This window comes from Faecalicatena contorta, assembly GCF_021531995.1.
Taxonomy (GTDB): Bacteria; Bacillota; Clostridia; order Lachnospirales; family Lachnospiraceae; genus Dorea_A; species Dorea_A contorta_A.
Genome location: NZ_JAFBIZ010000212.1, coordinates 1 through 2,211, shown reverse-complemented (window position 1 = coordinate 2,211; position 2,211 = coordinate 1). Strand labels below are relative to the sequence as shown.

General features: G+C 37.7%; 4 protein-coding genes. All 4 read right to left on the bottom strand.

The genetic code is table 11. From position 1 onward, the window contains the following. Window positions 1-68 precede the first annotated feature (68 nt). The 4 genes from JQM82_RS15310 to rplM all read right to left on the bottom strand — a co-directional run bounded on the left by JQM82_RS15310 (window position 69) and on the right by rplM (window position 2,096). Window positions 69-542 (bottom strand): hypothetical protein, encoded by a 474-nt coding sequence (locus tag JQM82_RS15310; protein WP_235251274.1) that lies wholly within the window; start codon window positions 540-542, stop codon window positions 69-71. A gap of 62 nt (window positions 543-604) precedes the next feature. Next, complete coding sequence (locus tag JQM82_RS15305; protein WP_235251272.1) at window positions 605-859, bottom strand: hypothetical protein; 255 nt, start codon at window positions 857-859, stop codon at window positions 605-607. A gap of 388 nt (window positions 860-1,247) precedes the next feature. Then, entirely contained in the window at window positions 1,248-1,640 is a 393-nt protein-coding gene (gene rpsI, locus JQM82_RS15300; protein ID WP_235251270.1) for a 30S ribosomal protein S9, read from the bottom strand. A 27-nt stretch (window positions 1,641-1,667) separates the two neighbouring features. Further along, complete coding sequence (gene rplM / locus JQM82_RS15295) at window positions 1,668-2,096, bottom strand: 50S ribosomal protein L13 (protein WP_235251268.1); 429 nt, start codon at window positions 2,094-2,096, stop codon at window positions 1,668-1,670. Between the last annotated feature and the right edge of the window lie 115 nt (window positions 2,097-2,211).

Sequence of the window (2,211 nt, the reverse complement as noted above, 5' to 3'; positions counted from 1 at the left end):
CTTCAATATTGTACCACAGACTTTTCCTGGGTATGGAAAAAAACAAAGAATCTCAATTTTGTGATTATTCAATGTTCCAAATACTTTTTTATCAATTCATCTATGTTATTTGAATTCAATATACTCTTCTCTGTTTCAAAGGTTAATATCAAACGCTCTCCTGGATAAATCCCATTCTTTTGATAAGATTCGATTTTTCGTACTGCCGTTCTGGCATATTCTGGTTTATCCATCATCCCCTCATGTTCCCAATAGATTTCTTGTCCAAGCTTCTTTGACACAAAAGTAAAATCCGGATATACCGTTCCATATCCTTTCAGATATAAAGGCTTTTCATATTTATATGGTATGTTTCTATTATAAAAGAGATCTGCAAGAATTTTCTCTGACTTGGATCTTACCCGTTCGCCTTTTTCTGTAAGGATCACTGCTGTTCCTTCCTGAAATTCTTTTCCTTGATATTCTTCTGCATACCACTCATCAAGAAGCTGCTTCCATGTTGGCTCCACAGGCGTAACAAGGGCTTGTCTGTCTGCATGCAAAGATGTGAAAAGCTCCTCAATCTCATCATCTGAATAATCCTTCGTGATTTTCTTAATCTGCTTTAGTCTCGCTTCTGCCTTTTTATCACAGACAAATTATAAGTCTTCTGTGCCAGCCTCTGGGGTAAATATTTGTCTGATTTCGAAATATAGATTCCACTGTTATCTTCTGTACAGTGGTAATATCTGATTTTATTTTTATCTTTGGAAATTCTAAGATGCCCATCCGGTGCCGTAGACAAGCCTGTTTTTGCTTTTTCTACAATATTTTCCAGATATTTCTGCTCCCGTAAAAGCATTTGTTTTAGACCTCGCATAACATCTTTCTCCTCCTATTGCCTTATATTTGATTTCTTGGATTTGCAGTCATCCTTCAACGATGACTTAGATGACTTGTTTGAGATTTTTTAGAATTGCGGTCATCTGCCGCCTCTAATTGGGGTGATCTAGTTTGGACTTTTTCGAATTGCGGTCATCCTTCAACGATGACTTAGATGACTTGTTTTAGACTTTTTTCGAATCAGGTCATTCGATGACACTGACCGAGGTGACCTGTATAAAGAATAATTGAATCTACGGTCAATGATCTGACCAAATATTAAGAAATCCCGGAAGCAATTTCGCTTCCGGGACAAAATTCTTTTTGATATCTTTGAAACAAACTCGAGAAAACTCCGTTTTCTCTCGTTGTCGCTTCGCTCCAGATTAACGTTTGCTGAACTGCGGAGCGCGACGAGCTGCTTTGAGACCGTATTTCTTACGTTCTTTCATACGTGGATCACGTGTTAAGAATCCAGCTTTCTTAAGTACTGGTCTGTAATCTGCATCTGCCTCAAGAAGTGCTCTTGCTACACCATGACGGATTGCTCCAGCCTGTCCTGTATATCCGCCACCTTTTACGTTAACGATAACATCAAATTTTCCTTCTGTCTCTGTAGCTGTTAATGGCTGACGAACTACAACCTTTAATGTCTCAAGACCGAAATACTCATCGATATCTCTTTTATTGATTGTGATCTTACCTGTTCCTGGTACTAAATATACTCTTGCAATTGATTTTTTTCTTCTTCCTGTTCCGTAGAATCTTGCACTAGCCACTGTAATATCCTCCTTTCAAACCTTTCCTTAGAATTTCAGTTCAACTGGTTTCTGAGCCTGCTGCTCATGATCTGGTCCAGCGTATACATGAAGCTTCTTAATCATAGATCTTCCTAAAGGTCCCTTTGGAAGCATACCCTTTACAGCAAGTTCGATTACTTTTTCAGGTTTCTTGTTCATCATCTCTGCTAATGTAGTTTCTTTCATTCCACCTACATATTCAGAGTGATTGTAATAAATCTTCTGATTCAGTTTCTTACCTGTTACATTTACTTTTTCTGCATTTACAACGATTACATAATCGCCTGTATCAACATGCGGTGTGAATTCCGGCTTATTCTTTCCTCTTAAAACCTTAGCTACTTCTGATGCAAGACGTCCCAAAGTGTATTCAGAAGCGTCAACTACATACCATTTTCTTTCAATCTTATCTGGATTAGCCATATAAGTTTTCATCGGTTTACCTCCTGTGAATCATTAACATTATTCATGATAATTATATCGAAATCAGCAAGACTCCGGGGCTTTGGTTTCTTACTGTTTCTCCTTTTGTCATACTTGTTCATTATAT

What these genes read in the sequence shown, in the direction of transcription:
- JQM82_RS15305 (WP_235251272.1), bottom strand. Translation starts at nt 859, where the DNA reads ATGCGAGGTCTAAAACAAATGCTTTTACGGGAGCAGAAATATCTGGAA.
- rplM (WP_235251268.1), bottom strand. Translation starts at nt 2,096, where the DNA reads ATGAAAACTTATATGGCTAATCCAGATAAGATTGAAAGAAAATGGTAT.